Origin of the sequence: Streptococcus porcinus (assembly GCF_900475415.1) — a bacterium.
GTDB classification, from domain to species: domain Bacteria; phylum Bacillota; class Bacilli; order Lactobacillales; family Streptococcaceae; genus Streptococcus; species Streptococcus porcinus.
The window spans coordinates 1,186,975-1,200,523 of the sequence record NZ_LS483388.1 but is presented as its reverse complement, the minus strand read 5'-3'; the positions used below and the strand labels follow the sequence as shown (position 1 = coordinate 1,200,523).

The following is a 13,549-nucleotide window of genomic DNA, read 5'->3' as shown; positions in this document are numbered from 1 at the left end:
TCAAAAGTGGATTTGTCCCACGGTTCTAGGCGAGTCTTCACAGAGGGAAACCTCATAAAAATAATAATAGGAGGTGCATCATGAGCACATACGCAATCATCAAAACTGGTGGAAAACAAGTTAAAGTTGAAGTAGGTCAAGCAATCTACGTTGAAAAAATTGACGCAGAAGCTGGCGCAGAAGTAACTTTTAACGAAGTTGTTCTTGTAGGTGGTGACAAAACTGTAGTTGGTACTCCAGTTGTTAAAGGAGCTACTGTAGTTGGTACTGTTGAAAAACAAGGTAAGCAAAAGAAAGTAGTTACTTTCAAGTACAAACCTAAAAAAGGTAGTCACCGTAAACAAGGTCATCGTCAACCTTACACTAAAGTTGTCATCAACGCTATCAACGCATAATCTCATCATATGATTAAAGCAATTTTTACTCGCCATCAAGATGGTTCATTGAACAGTGTGACGCTGACTGGCCATGCTGGTAGTGGTGAATATGGCTTTGATATTGTTTGCGCATCAGTTAGTACACTAGCTATTAATTTTATTAATTCCTTAGAAGTGTTTACTACTGTTGTTGCCGACATTGATGTCGATTCGGTTGAAGGTGGGTATATGAAAATTTCATTTCCCCATGACAATCAAGAGAATGTTCAATTACTATTTGAATCATTTCTTCTAGGAATGACTAATCTGTCTGAGAATTCTTCTGAATTCGTCCAAACGGAAGTCGTCTAATGAATTTTAAGAGAGGAAACAACATTATGTTAAAAATGAATCTTGCTAACTTGCAACTTTTCGCCCACAAAAAAGGTGGAGGTTCTACATCAAACGGACGTGACTCACAAGCTAAACGTCTAGGAGCTAAAGCAGCTGACGGACAAACTGTATCAGGTGGTTCAATTCTTTTCCGTCAACGTGGTACTCACATCTACCCAGGTGTTAACGTAGGTCGCGGTGGAGACGATACCCTTTTTGCTAAAGTTGAAGGGGTTGTACGTTTTGAGCGTAAAGGCCGTGATAAACGTCAAGTATCTGTATACCCAGTTGCTAAATAATTATGATTTTTTAAAAAAACTTTCTATATTCATAGAAAGTTTTTTAATTTGCTAAGGTTGAAGGAGCTGGTTACTTTGTTTATCGTGAAGAACAATCCTTAAGGGGATTAGTTTACTAATAGATGCCTTTATAGCGTGCTTTGTGGTATAATAGCAGATACAGGAAAAAAGGATTGAACTAATGAACATTCAACAATTACGATACGTAGTTGCTATTGCTAATAACGGAACTTTTCGTGAAGCAGCAAGTAAACTATATGTTAGCCAACCAAGCCTATCAGTTTCTATAAAGGATTTGGAAGAAGAACTGGGCTTTAAAATCTTCAATAGAACTACAACCGGTACTGTCTTAACTAGTCAGGGCCTTGTTTTCTATGAAAAAGCATTAGAAGTAGTGAAGTGTTTTGATTCCTTTGAAAAACAATTTTCTGAAGCTGAATATGATCAAAATGAATTCTCTCTTGCTAGTCAGCATTATGATTTTTTAGCACCAATTATTACAGAATTTACAGATAAAAACAAAGGACACAAGCGATTACGCCTATTTGAAACGACAACAATTCAAATTTTGGATGAAGTGGCACAGGCAAATAGCGAAATTGGAATTATCTACCTGAACTTACAAAATCGTAAAGGTCTTTTTCAGAGAATGGAAAAACTAGGCTTAGAATTTATTGAATTAGATAGTTTTCAAACACACGTTTATTTAGGTCAACACCATCCTCTAGCTCATAAAGAAAGTATCATGATTGAAGAACTAGAAGGCTATCCTATTGTCAAATTTACACAGGAAAAAGATGAGTATCTCTATTACTCTGAAAATTTTGTTAATATAAATGAGACGGGAACTATATACAATGTTACAGATCGAGCTACATTAAATGGCATTCTAGAGAGAACCAATGCTTTTGCAACGGGCTCTGGGTATATTGATCAAGCATCTGTTAATGGCATAAAAGTTATTCCGGTAATTAACCATCTGGACAATAAAATGGTCTATGTTAAACGTAAGGATCGTAATCTATCACCGGCTGCTCTAGCTTTTATTGCCTTATTAAAAGATTATTTAAACAGTTATCATTAGAAAGAAAACATGAAATTTATCAAATTACTACTGGTCAGTTCCAGCCTTATTATTTTAGATCAAGTCAGCAAGTGGTGGATTGTCAGTCATATCAATTTAGGTGATGTCAGACCATTTATTCCTGGAGTTCTTAGTTTGACTTATTTGCAGAATAGGGGCGCAGCCTTTTCAATCTTGCAAAATCAGCAATGGTTCTTTGCGTTTATGACAATTACTGTTATTGGCTTTGCCATTATTTACTATTTAAGAGCTGAAAAAATGCCTATCCTGAAAGAATTAGCTCTTCTTTTGATTATTTCTGGTGGCATTGGTAATTTTAGTGATCGTATACGTTTAGGCTATGTGGTGGATATGATTCACTTAGATTTTATGAATTTTGCTATTTTTAATCTTGCAGATTCTTATTTATCTATTGGTGTTCTATTGTTAGTGTTTATCTTGTGGAAGGAAGACTGAAAATGAAAGTTATAATAAAAGAGACCGGCCTTCGACTGGACAAGGCACTAGCAAATGTTACCGATTTGTCACGTAGTCAGGCTAATGAACAGATTAAAAAAGGTTTAGTTTTGGTCAATGGTCAAGTCGTTAAAGCTAAATATAGTGTTAAAAGCGGTGATGAGATTACTTATCAACTCCCAGAAGAGGAAATTTTAGACTATAAAGCTGAGAACTTGCCTATTGATATTATTTATGAGGATAGCGATTTGGCTATTGTTAATAAAGCCCAGGGGATGGTCGTTCATCCATCAGCAGGTCATTCCTCTGGCACTTTAGTCAATGCGCTTATGTACCATATTAAAGATTTATCTTCCATAAATGGCGTGGTGAGGCCGGGTATTGTTCACCGTATTGATAAAGATACTTCTGGTTTATTGATGGTTGCTAAAAATGATAAAGCCCATCAAGTCTTAGCTGAGGAATTAAAGGCAAAAAAATCCTTGCGTAAATACTTAGCCATTGTGCATGGAAATTTGCCAAATGATCGGGGGATGATTGAAGCTCCGATTGGCAGAAGCGAGAAAGATCGTAAGAAGCAATCTGTTACTGTGAAAGGTAAGGATGCTGTCACCCGTTTTACGGTTTTAGAAAGATTTGGCGATTATACTCTTCTTGAATTGAGCCTCGAAACTGGTCGGACTCACCAAATCAGGGTTCATATGGCTTATATTGGTCATCCGGTAGCAGGCGATCCTTTATATGGACCACGTAAAACCTTAAAAGGAGCAGGTCAATTTTTACACGCGCAAACACTTGGTCTGACTCACCCGACTTCCGGTGAATTAATGACCTTTACCGCAGAGCCACCTGCTATTTTCTTAAAAACTTTAGCACATTTAAGGAAACAGTCTCAAACATAAACAGTTACTATTAATAAAAAAGGTAAAAATTAACTTGTTTTTCAGTTATAATTTTGTTATACTATTAAAAATTCGATATTCCTTTAAAACAGTCCCGTGAGGCTGTCAAGGAGACCGTTCAAGACAGAAACGCATGCTTTTGCATGTCATTATTTTGTAGGATCTCCTTGTTTAAGGAGATTTTTTTGTTGCACTATTTAGGAGGAAAAAATGAAATCAAAAGAGATTGTCGATGAGTTAACGATGAGACGTGCCATGACTCGGATTACGTATGAGATTATAGAACGTAATAAACAGTTAGATAATATTGTGTTAGCAGGTATTAAGACACGCGGTGTCCACTTGGCAAGGCGTATTCAAGAAAGACTTCAGCAACTTGAAGGCATTAGCTTACTGATTGGTGAACTAGATATCAAACCTTTTCGTGATGATGTAAAAGTAGAAGAAGACACAACTGTCATGCCAGTTGATATTAGTGGTAAAAATGTGATCTTGGTTGACGATGTTCTCTATACAGGAAGAACAATTCGAGCAGCCATTGATAATTTGGTCAGTTTAGGAAGGCCAGCGCGGGTCAGTTTAGCTGTCCTAGTTGATCGTGGACATCGAGAGTTACCGATACGAGCGGACTATGTTGGCAAAAATATTCCAACCAGTAGTGTGGAAGAAATTGTTGTTGAAGTAGTTGAAGTCGATGGACAAGACCGTGTTAGTATTATTGACCCATCGTAGGAAAAGAGGTGAAAAATGAAGGATGTTTTGTATGATGTAGAGGAAGTGCCAAAAGCTGGTCTCCTTTTTGGTCTCTCGTTTCAGCATTTGTTTGCTATGTTTGGTGCAACGGTTCTTGTTCCTATATTAGTTGGTATTGATCCGTCTGTCGCTCTTTTATCAAGCGGACTCGGAACCTTAGCTCACTTAAGTGTGACTAAATTTAAAATTCCAGCCTATATGGGATCTAGTTTTGCCTATATTGCAGCTATGCAAATGTTGATGAAGACAGATGGTATCGGGGCTGTTGCTCAAGGAGCAATAACAGGCGGCCTAGTATACCTCGTTGTGGCTTTGATAGTAAAAGCTATTGGAAATGAATGGATTGATAAGATTTTACCACCAGTAATTGTGGGACCAATTGTGATGGTGATTGGATTAAGTTTAGCATCAACAGCTGTAAACAGCGTTATGTTAAAAGATGGCAAATATGACCTGCTTTATCTGGTTATTGGTATGATTACTCTCTTAGCAGTTGTTTTCTTCAATATTTACGGTAAAGGCATCATCGCTATCATTCCTATTTTACTTGGTTTATTAGTAGGATATATCTTTGCTTTACTTATTGGTCTTGTGACGGGACAAGAAATTATCAACTTCACACAGGTTGCCCAAGCTAAATGGTTTAGCCTTCCTAGCCTCTCAATACCATTCTTAGCCTATGGTTTTAAATTTTACCCAAGTGCTATTCTAACAATGGCACCTATTGCTTTTGTCACAATGACAGAACATTTTGGACATGTTATGGTCTTAAATAGTTTAACCAATCGTGATTATTTCAAAGATCCAGGTTTAGACAAAACCTTGACTGGTGACGGGCTTGCCCAAGTTATTGCTGGATTTCTAGGGGCTCCCCCTGTAACATCATATGGTGAAAATATCGGGGTCATGGCCTTAAATAAAATTTATTCAGTTTATGTCATTGCAGGAGCTGCTGTAATTGCTGCTTTACTGAGTTTTATAGGAAAAGTTTCGGCATTGATTCAATCAATTCCGGATCCTGTTATTGGAGGTATTTCAATTGCTCTCTTTGGCGTCATTGCCTCAAGTGGTCTGAAGATTTTAATCGAATCAAAGGTAGATCTGGATAACAAGAAAAATCTTTTAATTACAAGTGTTATTTTAGTATCTGGTATTGGTGGCTTGATGTTACAAGTGAATGGCCTTCAAATTTCTGGGGTTGCTTTTTCTACACTGCTAGGGATTATCTTATATCAAGTTTTACCTGAAAAATAAAAATAGACTTGTCTTGTCGTTCAAGTAACTACTATTTTAAAAACTAATAACTAGCGATAAACTAACCATTTCTATGGTTAGTTTTTTCTTACAAAAATAGTAAGGAGAAATCTCTTTTTTGTTGTTATATTAGACTATATTCAAAGGAATGAAAATTTTAGATAATATGAACTTTACTTGACAAGTAGAAGGAAAGCTTTTATACTTGTCTTATATGATTAATACAATAAAAGGGAGATTAGGATGGTGAAAAGGAAAAATAGTCAAATGACTAAAAACACTAAAAAAATAATTGCAGGAGTAATAGTTGCAATACTTGTCTTGATTGGTGGTTTTTTATATATACAAGGGAAAAACCAACTAGCCAGTAAAAAAAGTAAAATGGCTTATTCTGCTATAAATGTGAAAGAAGGAACAATTTCTTCTACAACCTTACTTTCAGGAACAGTAAAAGCTTTATCAGAAGAATATATTTATTTTGACCAATCAAGAGGTAGCGATGCACAAGTAACTGTAAAAGTTGGAGATAAGGTTAGCAAAGGACAACAATTAGTACAATATAACACAACCAGTGCGCAAGCAGCTTATGATTCTGCAAACCGAAATCTAAATAAAATCGGACGCCAAATTAACTATTTACAAACTTATGGTCGACCGACAGCTTCTCCTCAGTTACCAGAAAATTCTAGTCAGGGAACCAGTGGGGCTGTAGACAATAGTGGTCAAAACTCTAATCAAGAGACAAATGCTAGTTATAATCAGCAATTACAAGATTTAAATGATGCTTATGCAGATGCGCAGGCAGAAGTGACAAAGGCTCAACAAGCATTAAATCAAACAGTCGTTACAAGCAGTCATGACGGAACAGTCGTTGAAGTTAATAATGACGTTGATCCATCTGCTAAAAATAGTCAAACTTTAGTTCATGTTGTTTCAGAAGGACAGTTACAGGTTAAAGGCAATTTAACGGAATATGATTTAGCAACTATAAAACCTGAACAAAAAGTTAAAATTAAGTCAAAAGTCTACAATGATAAAACCTGGGATGGTAAAATCTCCTATATTTCAAACTATCCAAATGATAAAAATAGTGCTTCTAACGAATTATCTCAAGGTGCAACAACCTCATCTGCAGCAAGTTATGAGTATAAAGTAGAAATTACGAGCCCTTTAGAACAATTAAAACAAGGTTTTTCTGTTTCAGTTGAAGTTGTTAATGAAGTTAAACACATTTTGGTCCCTATTAGAGCGATTTTTAAGCAAGAGGGCAAACAATATGTTTGGACTTATGACAAGTCTAGCTCCAAAGTAACTAAGACAGAAGTTACCCTAGGCAATGCGGATGCTAAGAATCAGGAAATTTTAACTGGATTAAAGGTTGATCAACTGGTTATTTCTAATCCGAATGGTCATATCAAAAATGGAGAAAAACTTGAAAATGTTAAATTTAAAGTTAATAGCAAGGGAGCAAACTCCAAAGAATCCGAGGTGAGTCAATAGTGGTAGAAACTAAAAATAAACTGATAAAGTTAACAAATATTTCTAAAAGCTACCAGAATGGTTATCAGGAACTTCAGGTTTTAAAAGAAATTAATTTAGAAGTTCAAGAAGGTGAGTTTGTGGCTATAATGGGTCCATCTGGATCAGGTAAATCTACCTTGATGAATATTATTGGTTTATTAGATAGGCCGACGAAAGGGGATTATTGGTTAAATGGTAAGGAAGTTGACCGGCTTAGTGACCGAAAATTAGCAGCTGTCAGAAATAAAGAAATTGGATTTGTCTTTCAACAATTTTTCCTTCTTTCTAGGTTAAATGCTTTGCAAAATGTTGAGCTACCACTCATTTATTCAGGAGTAGGTGTTACTAAAAGAAAAGAATTGGCACGGCAGTTTTTAGAAAAAGTTGAGCTTCATACAAGAATGAAGCACTTGCCATCAGAGTTGTCAGGAGGGCAAAAACAACGGGTAGCTATTGCGCGTGCCTTGGTTAATAATCCGTCGATTATCCTAGCAGATGAGCCAACAGGAGCTCTAGATACTAAAACTGGTCAACAGATTATGGAGCTTTTGACTGAACTTAATCGTGAAGGAAAAACGATTATTATGGTAACGCATGAACCTGACATAGCAGATTTTGCGACAAGAAAAATTGTTATTCGTGATGGTGAAATTACTGCTGATACTACGGATCGTGTGCGTATAGACTAGGGAGACATTAAATGGAAAATTGGAAATTTGCTCTCAGTTCTATTTGGGGGCATAAAATGAGATCCTTATTAACAATGCTAGGAATTATCATTGGAGTCTCAGCAGTTGTTATTATTATGGGACTAGGCGATGCAATGAAAAATAGTGTCACAGATTCTTTTGCAAGCAATCAAAAAGAAGTTCGTTTGTATTTTAAGTCCGATGATGAAAAAAATAATAATCCCTATGCTAGTTTATCTATTCAAGAAGATACTAATAAGGTCAAGAGAGAATGGCTAGAGCAAATCGTAAAGAATAGTGACGGTATTGATTCTTATTATGTTATAAATAATACAAATGCAACTATTTCATTTGGCAAGAATAAGATGAAAGATGCCAGTATAATAGGAGTAAGCAAAGATTATTTCAAAATTAAAAAATATGATATTGTTGCTGGAAGACAATTAACTGATAAAGACTATAATAATTTTTCAAGAATAATTGTTATTGATACTAACCTATCCAATAAATTATTCGGCTTAAATAATTATAATGAAGCTTTAAATAAAGTCGTCACGGTTAATGACAAAGATTATTTAGTTGTTGGGGTCTATAAATCTGATATACCAGCCATTTCGATAGGTGGTATGGAAATAGGCGAATCAGTGATGTCAAATACTCAAGTTGCCTCTGAATTTAATATTAATGAAGTTGGTCAAATTTATGTCCATGTTACTGATGTCAAAAGAAGTACAGAACTTGGCAAAGAAGCTGCTAAAATGTTAACTGACCTTTCTCATGTTAAAGGAGGAAGGTATACTATCCCTGACAATAGTGCCCTTATTGATAACATCAATAATCAGTTTGCTATTATGACGACAGTTATTGGATCGATTGCTGGTATATCTTTACTGGTAGGTGGTATTGGGGTCATGAATATCATGCTGGTTTCTGTTACAGAGAGGACGCGGGAGATTGGTTTGAGAAAGGCACTTGGTGCGACACGAGGAAAAATTTTAACACAATTTTTGATTGAATCTATAGTGTTAACTATCTTAGGCGGAATGATTGGCTTACTTCTAGCACTAAGTGTTGTAGGCGGCCTAGGCAACTTGATGAAACTAAAAGACGCAACTGTTTCGATTAATGTGGCTATTATTGCGATTTTATTCTCTGCCACAATAGGCATTATTTTTGGCCTTCTACCAGCAAATAAGGCAAGTAAACTTGATCCGATAGAGGCTTTAAGATATGAGTAGATATGGACAAAGACATGATAGATTAAAAAATGTGTTTAGAGTAATTGGCGTATTGTCTATTATTTTATCCCTTTTCTTTATTTTTTACCTTGTTAAGGACTTGGATATTTTCCATAATCCTAAAGTATTATCCCAGATGATTAAGGCACATCTCTTCTGGGGCTCAGTCATCTTCTTTTGCCTTCAAATTTTTCAAGTTATTGTTCCCATTGTACCTGGAGGAGTAACAACTGTTGTAGGATTTTTAACTTTTGGACCGTTATTAGGTTTTTTCTTAAATGTTATAGGAATTGTTTTAGGTTCAGTCTTTTTATTCTTACTTGTCAGAATATATGGTAAACCTTTTATTGCTTTATTTATAGATGACAAGAAAATAAAGGAATATGAAAATCGACTAGCTACTAAGACTTATGAACGTTTATTCATCATGAATATGGCTTCACCTATGGCCCCAGCTGATATTATGATTATGATTACAGGACTTAGTCAAATCAGCTTCCGCCGTTTCTTAATGATTATTATCATTTGTCGTCCTATCTCTATATTAATTTATAGTTATTTCTGGATATATGGCGGGCAATTATTAGGTCATTTATTTTGATAGCTTCATAATATCTGATTGTTTGCGTTGTTTTTTATAGTTTAAGAAATATCAAAAAAGTTTTGTCAAGAAAAAAACTTGACAGGTTTTTGAAAAAGTAGTACACTAAAAAAGTGAGAAATAGCAATAACGATTTCTCCTCAAAACAATAACATTAAAAGAAAAGAGATATTATAAAATGGCAGTAAAAATCCGTTTGACTCGTATGGGTTCTAAGAAAAAACCTTTCTACCGTATCAACATTGCAGATTCACGTTCACCTCGTGACGGTCGTTTCATCGAAACAGTTGGAACATACAACCCACTAATTGCTGAAAATCAAGTAACTTTAAAAGAAGATCGTATTCTTGATTGGTTAGCAAAAGGAGCACAACCGTCAGATACAGTTCGTAACATTCTTTCAAAAGAGGGTGTTATGGCTAAATTCCACGAACAAAAATTCTCAAAATAATAAAAGCTTATGGATACCATTGAAAATCTTATTATCGCCATTGTGAAACCTTTGATTTCACAACCAGACAATCTTACTATTAAAATTGAAGATACTCCAGATTTCCTAGAGTACCATCTTGACTTGGATGCCCAAGATATCGGTCGTGTTATCGGAAAAAAAGGTCGTACCATTACAGCGATAAGATCGATTGTTTATTCGGTTCCAACTCAAGGAAAAAAAGTTAGACTTGTCATTGATGAGAAGTAAAACATCCCAAAGTCCTCAGATTATTCTAGTCTGAAGGCTTTTTTTGTTATTGACCGAGAAGCTTAGAAGTGCTAGAATAACACTATATAGTTAACTGGTTAAGTATATTTGGTTAAATGATTAACTGGATAATTAAAAAAATAAAGGAGAATATATGAAAAAATCCCAATTTATTCACTCTAGTATTTTGAGTTTAGTTACTGTAGCGACGCTAACTTTAGCTCATCCTAAGCTCATTAGTGCCGTGCAAGCTGATGCTCTAAATCCAGCTAATATAAATAGTAATCAAGTTTCTGGATTTACTTTTACAGCCACAGTCCTAGATACTAATGGTAAGGTTTTAGCTGGAAAGAAAGTTCAATTATTTGATATTACGGATGCTTCTTCAAAGGTCTTGCAAGAACTGCTGACAGATAATAATGGGCAAGCTAGATTTACTCAACTACCAATTGGCAGAAGTATTAGTGTTTTTGTTGATGGCAAAGCACAAGGTTACACTCTTCGTACGAGTGAAAGTGGTTCAAATTTAGCTGCAAGTTTTACTGCTGATGGAGTAGGTACTGTAACTCCTACCTATGGGACAACACCATTAGACATTTATGTTCGTAATCAAGATGGACTGCCATTAGTTGGTAAAGGGGTTGATCTTAAAGACAAAAGTGGTAACCTGATTGAAAGTCTCACAAGTGATGCTAATGGTTTAGTACATTTTACACAGAAACTGATGGAAGGTACCTATTATAGTTATTATTTAGCTGGTACAAAATATGGAGAAACGATACCAGGTAGCTCTAGGACAATCTATTTGGACGATAGTAAGAGTCAAAATAGTTTTACTTTTACTGCAACAATTTTAGGGCAAGAAGGTAAGTTGGTTTCTGGCAAAACTGTTGAGCTTTATGATATTACCGATGGCCAAGCAGTTAAAGTTGCAAGTAAAGTAACTACTAAAGACGGACAAGCTGTTTTTAGTGATTTACCAGTTTCACGTAATTATAGCGTCTATATTGATGGACAAAATCAGGGTTATACTGTCCGTACCAGTCAAGCGGGATCAGGCATGGCTGCCGCTTTTTATGTTAATGCAAAAGGGGACCAAACTCCTACCTACACCAATATACCTTTGACCCTTACCGTTCGTAATCAAGAAGGTCAGGGGATAGCAAACCAATCTGTTGCTTTATATAATAAACAAGGACAACTAATAGCTAATATGACTTCTGACTCAGAAGGAAAAGTTGTTTTTACAGATAAATTGATGCAGGGAACTTTTTACACCGTTCGCATTAATAATTTCAAAATGGGGGAAGCAACACCAGGTAACAACATTAGCCTTTATTTAAAAAAAGACCAAATTAAAACTTCTCAGCCCAAACCAGTATCAAATGCACTTACTAAAGCCAGTTCTACTAAACTAGATCAGCAAGATCATGTTGGTCAGTCAGATAGCACTTCAAATCTCATATCGTCAAAAGCTGCTTTCAGCACAAAGGAAACAACTATCTCCAAAGGAAACAAAGCAAGTACAGTTGGGGCTGCAATTAAACCTGTAAACCAAGCTAAAACGCAGCTTCCTAAAACTTCTGAAGTGGCCTCTTCAATTGTGTCTCTAATTGGATTTGTTATAGCAGGAGCTACCGCAATTATTTTATTAGCCAAACGTTATCAAAAAAACCTAAAATAAGTGTAATTAGAAAGATTCAACTAGTTTTTATCACTAAGCTCTCAGTTAAAAGCTGAGAGCTTTTTAGTAAGCGTTATGTCAACAGATATCATCCTCACGATATGATATTAGTAAATAGAGAATTAGGAGCACTTAATATTTAGAAAAAAAGATAGCTATCATGAGGGAAACTTTGGAGGACTCAGTTTGAGAATATAAACTTATCACTATCAGCTATCATTTGTTGGATAGTTGACGTTATTTTCTGATATTATAATTCCTCTATAAATCTCTCATTTGGGATGCAAAATTAGCTCTAAGGTGTTAAAATAGAGATTGATTTTAAAAGTATTAGTAATGTGATGAAATCAAACAAGTATATCATACAGGAGTAATAATGGAATTTTTTAATGTTGGTAAAATTGTGAACACTCAGGGTTTACAAGGAGAGATGCGTGTCTTATCTGTCAGTGATTTTGCTGATGAACGTTTTCAGAAAGGATCAGTACTAGCTCTTTTTAATGATAAGAATCAATTTGTAGCGGATGTTGAAATATCTAGTCACCGCAAGCAGAAGAACTTTGATATTATCAAATTTAAAGATCATAACCACATTAATGCTATTGAAAAATATAAGGGCTTTACCTTAAAAGTGTCTGAAAACTATCTGAGTGATTTAGCTGACGATGAGTTTTACTATCATGAGATTATTGGCTTAGATGTATATGAGGAGAATCAGTTAATTGGGCAAGTAAAAGAAATTTTACAACCTGGTGCTAACGATGTCTGGGTTGTTAAGCGCAAAGGGAAAAAGGACCTTTTATTACCTTATATTCCTTCGGTTATTCTAAATGTGGATTTAGAACACCATCGGGTAGATGTTGTTATTATGGAAGGTCTAGACGATGAAGATTGATATTCTAACCCTTTTTCCAGAAATGTTTACTCCTCTTTCCTCGTCTATTGTCGGAAAAGCATGTGAAAAAGAGTTAGTAGAGATTCACTATCATAATTTCAGGGAAAATGCTGAAAAAGCTAGACATGTTGACGATGAGCCTTATGGCGGTGGACAAGGTATGTTACTACGTGCTCAGCCTATCTATGATGCTATCGAAACGATTGATAGAAAAAATCCTAGAGTTATCCTATTAGACCCCGCAGGTCAACCATTTAGTCAATCCTATGCAGAAGCATTATCCCAAGAAGAGGAATTAATTTTTATCTGTGGTCATTATGAAGGCTATGACGAGCGGATTAAAGCCTTGGTCACAGATGAAATTTCTCTTGGAGATTTTGTCTTGACTGGGGGCGAGCTGGCGGCCATGACTATAATTGATGCAACTGTTCGTTTGATTCCAAATGTTATCGGTAAGGAAGCAAGCCATCAGGATGATTCCTTTTCCTCTGGTCTCTTAGAATACCCACAGTACACAAGGCCTTATGACTTTCGAGGGATGACAGTTCCAGATGTTTTAATGAGTGGCCATCACGAGAAAATTCGACTTTGGCGGCTTGAGGAAAGCTTGCGCAAAACCTATTTAAGACGACCAGACTTGCTTGAAAATTATGAGATGACTGAAGAAGAAGCAAAGCTTTTACAGAAAGTAAAAAAAGATATCAAAGAAAAGGAGTGATGAGTA

At 35.6% G+C, this 13,549-nt stretch carries 17 protein-coding genes and 1 other annotated feature (1 of these 18 cut by a window edge); all 17 genes read left to right on the top strand.

Annotation, left to right across the window (positions count from 1 at the left end):
• Positions 1-47 (top strand) — a sequence feature (ribosomal protein L21 leader region); it begins 27 nt to the left of the window's first position.
• Positions 48-80: 33 nt separating this feature from the next.
• The 17 genes from rplU (at position 81) to trmD (ending at position 13,543) form a co-directional block, all read left to right on the top strand.
• Complete coding sequence (rplU, locus tag DQM45_RS06000) at positions 81-395, top strand: 50S ribosomal protein L21 (protein ID WP_003083229.1); 315 nt, start codon at positions 81-83, stop codon at positions 393-395.
• Positions 396-404: 9 nt separating this feature from the next.
• The gene (locus DQM45_RS05995; protein WP_003084795.1) at positions 405-728 is read left to right on the top strand and encodes a ribosomal-processing cysteine protease Prp; all 324 of its coding nucleotides are present in this window, start codon (positions 405-407) and stop codon (positions 726-728) included.
• Between the two features lie 26 nt (positions 729-754).
• Positions 755-1,048 carry a 50S ribosomal protein L27 gene (gene rpmA, locus DQM45_RS05990; protein ID WP_003082817.1) on the top strand — a complete coding sequence of 98 codons (294 nt, stop codon included), beginning with the start codon at positions 755-757 and terminating at the stop codon, positions 1,046-1,048.
• A gap of 181 nt (positions 1,049-1,229) precedes the next feature.
• The gene (locus DQM45_RS05985; RefSeq protein ID WP_003084380.1) at positions 1,230-2,132 is read left to right on the top strand and encodes a LysR family transcriptional regulator; all 903 of its coding nucleotides are present in this window, start codon (positions 1,230-1,232) and stop codon (positions 2,130-2,132) included.
• 9 nt (positions 2,133-2,141) lie between these two features.
• Entirely contained in the window at positions 2,142-2,588 is a 447-nt protein-coding gene (gene lspA / locus DQM45_RS05980) for a signal peptidase II (protein ID WP_003083253.1), read from the top strand.
• Between the two features lie 2 nt (positions 2,589-2,590).
• Positions 2,591-3,490: an RluA family pseudouridine synthase gene (locus DQM45_RS05975; protein WP_003083497.1), complete on the top strand. Its 900-nt coding sequence runs from the start codon at positions 2,591-2,593 to the stop codon at positions 3,488-3,490.
• A 210-nt stretch (positions 3,491-3,700) separates the two neighbouring features.
• Positions 3,701-4,222, top strand: coding sequence for a bifunctional pyr operon transcriptional regulator/uracil phosphoribosyltransferase PyrR (gene pyrR, locus DQM45_RS05970; RefSeq protein ID WP_003082600.1), 522 nt, complete (start codon positions 3,701-3,703; stop codon positions 4,220-4,222).
• A gap of 15 nt (positions 4,223-4,237) precedes the next feature.
• Complete coding sequence (locus tag DQM45_RS05965) at positions 4,238-5,497, top strand: uracil-xanthine permease family protein (RefSeq protein ID WP_003084780.1); 1,260 nt, start codon at positions 4,238-4,240, stop codon at positions 5,495-5,497.
• A gap of 243 nt (positions 5,498-5,740) precedes the next feature.
• Positions 5,741-6,997 carry an efflux RND transporter periplasmic adaptor subunit gene (locus tag DQM45_RS05960; protein WP_003083147.1) on the top strand — a complete coding sequence of 419 codons (1,257 nt, stop codon included), beginning with the start codon at positions 5,741-5,743 and terminating at the stop codon, positions 6,995-6,997.
• The gene (locus DQM45_RS05955) at positions 6,997-7,707 is read left to right on the top strand and encodes an ABC transporter ATP-binding protein (RefSeq protein WP_003085050.1); all 711 of its coding nucleotides are present in this window, start codon (positions 6,997-6,999) and stop codon (positions 7,705-7,707) included. Before DQM45_RS05960 ends, DQM45_RS05955 begins: the two co-directional genes overlap by 1 nt.
• Before the next feature lie 11 nt (positions 7,708-7,718).
• On the top strand, positions 7,719-8,945 hold the full coding sequence (locus DQM45_RS05950) for an ABC transporter permease (protein WP_003083483.1): 1,227 nt from the start codon (positions 7,719-7,721) through the stop codon (positions 8,943-8,945).
• Complete coding sequence (locus tag DQM45_RS05945; protein ID WP_003085733.1) at positions 8,938-9,546, top strand: TVP38/TMEM64 family protein; 609 nt, start codon at positions 8,938-8,940, stop codon at positions 9,544-9,546. The genes DQM45_RS05950 and DQM45_RS05945 overlap by 8 nt, the downstream gene beginning before the upstream one ends.
• A 178-nt stretch (positions 9,547-9,724) precedes the next feature.
• A complete protein-coding gene (gene rpsP / locus DQM45_RS05940; protein ID WP_003084113.1) occupies positions 9,725-9,997 on the top strand; it encodes a 30S ribosomal protein S16 in 273 nt (90 codons plus the stop codon).
• A 9-nt stretch (positions 9,998-10,006) separates the two neighbouring features.
• Positions 10,007-10,246 (top strand): KH domain-containing protein, encoded by a 240-nt coding sequence (locus tag DQM45_RS05935; protein WP_003082623.1) that lies wholly within the window; start codon positions 10,007-10,009, stop codon positions 10,244-10,246.
• Positions 10,247-10,400: 154 nt separating this feature from the next.
• A complete protein-coding gene (locus tag DQM45_RS05930; protein ID WP_003084907.1) occupies positions 10,401-11,930 on the top strand; it encodes an MSCRAMM family protein in 1,530 nt (509 codons plus the stop codon).
• A gap of 376 nt (positions 11,931-12,306) precedes the next feature.
• Complete coding sequence (gene rimM / locus DQM45_RS05925) at positions 12,307-12,825, top strand: ribosome maturation factor RimM (protein ID WP_003082648.1); 519 nt, start codon at positions 12,307-12,309, stop codon at positions 12,823-12,825.
• Complete coding sequence (gene trmD, locus DQM45_RS05920; RefSeq protein WP_003086070.1) at positions 12,815-13,543, top strand: tRNA (guanosine(37)-N1)-methyltransferase TrmD; 729 nt, start codon at positions 12,815-12,817, stop codon at positions 13,541-13,543. The genes rimM and trmD overlap by 11 nt, the downstream gene beginning before the upstream one ends.
• Positions 13,544-13,549: the final 6 nt, after the last annotated feature.

What these genes read in the sequence shown, in the direction of transcription:
- rplU (WP_003083229.1), top strand. Translation starts at nt 81, where the DNA reads ATGAGCACATACGCAATCATCAAAACTGGTGGAAAACAAGTTAAAGTT.
- DQM45_RS05995 (WP_003084795.1), top strand. Translation starts at nt 405, where the DNA reads ATGATTAAAGCAATTTTTACTCGCCATCAAGATGGTTCATTGAACAGT.
- rpmA (WP_003082817.1), top strand. Translation starts at nt 755, where the DNA reads ATGTTAAAAATGAATCTTGCTAACTTGCAACTTTTCGCCCACAAAAAA.
- DQM45_RS05985 (WP_003084380.1), top strand. Translation starts at nt 1,230, where the DNA reads ATGAACATTCAACAATTACGATACGTAGTTGCTATTGCTAATAACGGA.
- lspA (WP_003083253.1), top strand. Translation starts at nt 2,142, where the DNA reads ATGAAATTTATCAAATTACTACTGGTCAGTTCCAGCCTTATTATTTTA.
- DQM45_RS05975 (WP_003083497.1), top strand. Translation starts at nt 2,591, where the DNA reads ATGAAAGTTATAATAAAAGAGACCGGCCTTCGACTGGACAAGGCACTA.
- pyrR (WP_003082600.1), top strand. Translation starts at nt 3,701, where the DNA reads ATGAAATCAAAAGAGATTGTCGATGAGTTAACGATGAGACGTGCCATG.
- DQM45_RS05965 (WP_003084780.1), top strand. Translation starts at nt 4,238, where the DNA reads ATGAAGGATGTTTTGTATGATGTAGAGGAAGTGCCAAAAGCTGGTCTC.
- DQM45_RS05960 (WP_003083147.1), top strand. Translation starts at nt 5,741, where the DNA reads ATGGTGAAAAGGAAAAATAGTCAAATGACTAAAAACACTAAAAAAATA.
- DQM45_RS05950 (WP_003083483.1), top strand. Translation starts at nt 7,719, where the DNA reads ATGGAAAATTGGAAATTTGCTCTCAGTTCTATTTGGGGGCATAAAATG.
- DQM45_RS05945 (WP_003085733.1), top strand. Translation starts at nt 8,938, where the DNA reads ATGAGTAGATATGGACAAAGACATGATAGATTAAAAAATGTGTTTAGA.
- rpsP (WP_003084113.1), top strand. Translation starts at nt 9,725, where the DNA reads ATGGCAGTAAAAATCCGTTTGACTCGTATGGGTTCTAAGAAAAAACCT.
- DQM45_RS05935 (WP_003082623.1), top strand. Translation starts at nt 10,007, where the DNA reads ATGGATACCATTGAAAATCTTATTATCGCCATTGTGAAACCTTTGATT.
- DQM45_RS05930 (WP_003084907.1), top strand. Translation starts at nt 10,401, where the DNA reads ATGAAAAAATCCCAATTTATTCACTCTAGTATTTTGAGTTTAGTTACT.
- rimM (WP_003082648.1), top strand. Translation starts at nt 12,307, where the DNA reads ATGGAATTTTTTAATGTTGGTAAAATTGTGAACACTCAGGGTTTACAA.
- trmD (WP_003086070.1), top strand. Translation starts at nt 12,815, where the DNA reads ATGAAGATTGATATTCTAACCCTTTTTCCAGAAATGTTTACTCCTCTT.